Origin of the sequence: Nitrosomonas sp. Nm33 (genome assembly GCF_900107265.1) — a bacterium.
In the GTDB taxonomy this organism is placed as follows: Bacteria; Pseudomonadota; Gammaproteobacteria; order Burkholderiales; family Nitrosomonadaceae; genus Nitrosomonas.
The window spans coordinates 1-2,996 of record NZ_FNPJ01000136.1; the positions used below are offsets into that span (position 1 = coordinate 1).

General features: G+C 45.3%; 2 protein-coding genes. One reads left to right on the forward strand and one right to left on the reverse strand.

Annotation, left to right across the window (positions count from 1 at the left end; translation table 11 throughout):
• The first annotated feature begins 417 nt into the window (after nt 1-417).
• Complete coding sequence (locus BLV54_RS14890; protein WP_090572374.1) at nt 418-2,595, forward strand: cytochrome-c peroxidase; 2,178 nt, start codon at nt 418-420, stop codon at nt 2,593-2,595.
• 253 nt (nt 2,596-2,848) lie between these two features.
• On the opposite strand, the gene BLV54_RS14895 is transcribed toward BLV54_RS14890, so the two are convergent.
• Nucleotides 2,849-2,996, reverse strand: a 148-nt coding sequence (locus BLV54_RS14895; RefSeq protein ID WP_143032551.1) for an IS3 family transposase, incomplete at its 5' end; no start/stop codon positions are given.

Below are 2,996 nucleotides of genomic sequence, written 5' to 3' on the forward strand. Positions count from 1 at the left end.
TTATAACAGTCATCGGCTGCATTCATACTTGGGATACAGAAGCCCGAATCAATATGAGATAGAAACAGAAAAATTGGAAAAAGTCGCTTAACTGGTGTGTCCGGAATTTGTTGACCACGTCAATACTGTCTGCGGCTCGCCTTCGTGTCATCTTTGATTTGGAAATGGAACTAGTCATGACTTTTCTCCTAGCCCATGGCCAAATTTCTTCAATTTTAATAAGAATTGAAATAAAGAATTTCCTTAGATTAAAACAAAGAAAATGCTGATTTCATTATTGCACACCCTAATTAAGAATCAGCAACGATGATACGCAGCTGATCTGTCGTTGATTCGATCAAGTAAGGTATGAAATCTTCATGCTGGAAGTAACAAGAAAGATCTGAAAAAAGAACTGATATTAGGGGGTTTTCTAGAATGAAATATTTTTTTTTGTCGAAGAGTAAGTTAAGGTTTATAAGTATTGCTTTTTCATCATTTGCAGTATTGACATTATGGTTTAACCACGCCCATGCGGTTGTCCCGGATGAACCTCACACATTAGAAAGCCTCAAGGGAAAGATTCCCAAGCTTCCGGATCTGAAGAATATTGTTGTTGACAGAAATGCGGCGATTGCTCTTGGCAAGATGTTTTTTTGGGATCAGCAATCAGGCAGCAACGGGCAGGCTTGCGCATCGTGTCATTTTGCGGGTGGCGCCGACACGCGTATAAAGAATCAATATAGCCCTGGCCTCCTCGATTTGCGTTTTCCTGGCGGAGACTTAGAATTCGGAGGCCTCACATCAGTGCCTGATGACACAACTAATCTTAATGATTTATCACCCTCAAGCACTGCCCATCAAACGGCAGGTAGATCTCTTGCGGGTCCCAATTACCTGGCCAAGCCGGAAGATTTTCCCTTTCACCAACTGGCAGATCCACTCGATCGCGATTCCGTGATCATGTACACCACGAATGATGTGTTCGGCTCGCAGGGTGTTAGAGCTTCTACGTTTGTTGATCTGCAGACGGTAGTGCTTCCCGGTATAACCGATGCTTTTAATGAAGTGTGTACGCCAGAATTAGATGCCGCTTTTCTCTTTCATCGTATGGTCACGCCAAGAAACGTTCCTACTGTAATCAATGCAATCTTTAATTACCGCAGTTTCTGGGATGGGCGGGCCAATAATACTTTTAACGGCTTCGATCCGTTCGGAAACCGTTCTCTGGCGGCATTTGTGCTCAGAAAGTCTCGTAACGAACCCGGCGTCAAGGCGGTAAAACTCAGATTGCCAGATGCCAGCCTAGCGTCGCAGGCTGTAGGACCGCCTTTGTCGTCGGTCGAAATGACCTGTGCGGGCAAAACCTTTCCCAAGCTCGGGCGCAAACTGTTGAGTCGGCAGCCGCTTGCACTACAGATTGTGCACAGCAACGACAGCGTGCTGGGGCCATTGCTTAACGCTGACGGTACGATTTCGGGTACTTACTCGCAGAAAATTCGCGTAGCATTCCATCCGAAATGGTGGAGCGCTTCCGGCAAATTCACTCGCGAGAATGGCACCATCAACGCGGACCCCAATGGTTTTACTCAGGAAGAAATCAATTTCTCGATGTTCTGGGGTATCGCGATTATGCTCTATGAATCAACACTCGTATCCGATGACTCGCCCTTTGATAATGGCCAGCTTACCGCTACGGAACAACGGGGTCAGGATATCTTTATTGGCAAGGGAAAGTGTATTAACTGTCACTCCGGTGCGTTCTTCACCAAGTCAAACGAAGGCAGAGTTGAGCGCATGCTGATGTCTGAAGGCAATACTCGGCCCGCGATCTATGACAATGCTTTCTACAACATTGGAGTAGTCCCAACGGTGAATGATCTTGGGGTTGGTGGCAATGATCCATTTGGCAATCCACTGTCATTCACTCGCCAGTTTCTTGGGAAGAAGAAAACTGACAAATACGGGAGTGATCCATGCCAATTCGAAGTATTGATTCTGGCTGAAGATCCTTGTAATCAGGAAAATCAACAGGTTGCCTTGAAGACTTTGAAGAAAGGGAAAGAGCGGCAAGCTGTTAACGGTACTTTCAAAACGCCGACATTGCGCAATATTGGGCTTACCCCCCCTTACTTCCATACTGGCGGTTATGCAACACTGGAAAGTGTCATCGATTTTTACAACCGAGGAGGCAATCGTCGTGGCCATATCCAACCAAGTGACAGGCACGATACCACGGGTACAGCCATGCTTGGTAAAGGTGATCCAGTAGCCAAGCAACGTAGAGGCAGCAATCTCGATCCAGATATCACACCGCTTAACTTAACCGATGCTGAAAAAAAAGACCTTGTTGCATTTCTGAAAAGTCTAACGGATGAACGGGTTGCTTGTGACAGGGCACCGTTCGATCATCCGTCGCTCAAAGTGTTCCATGGCACCGATGAGTTCACTCAAATCGATCTGATTTTCACGCTACCTGCAACTGGTGGCACAGACGGATTGCAGTCTTGCCGCCCAAATTCGGGCAATCTGTTCCAGGAGGCGGCAGCACTTCCTCCTGATCAGGGGTTGCCGGAAGGTATGTTTACTCCAATAATGCAAAATTTAAGTTTTTGATTAATTAATCATTTATTCTCATGAAATCGCTATCTTGATTATTATCCGACAGCTCCAATGATTAATTAGGAAATAAGGCGCGGAGTTAAAGCTGCGCCTTAGCAGTCACATTGTTGGAGATATTCCCATTACAGGATGCAGCTTCTCCAAGAGTACGTCTAGAAGGTGGCACCTCTTGTACCATAGTGTAAGTTGTTCAGTAGCTACCGTGGAAATGCAGATTAACATGGTCAAGTAATTTGTGACAACCCAGTTAAGCGACTTTTTTAAGTTCTGCCCTTTCAGCTTCAAATTGAATGGGACTTCTATAATCCAAATAAGAATGTAGTCGATGGCTGTTATAGAACATGGATATGTAATTTAATATATCTTGTTGTGCCTCATATCGATTCTGATAATGG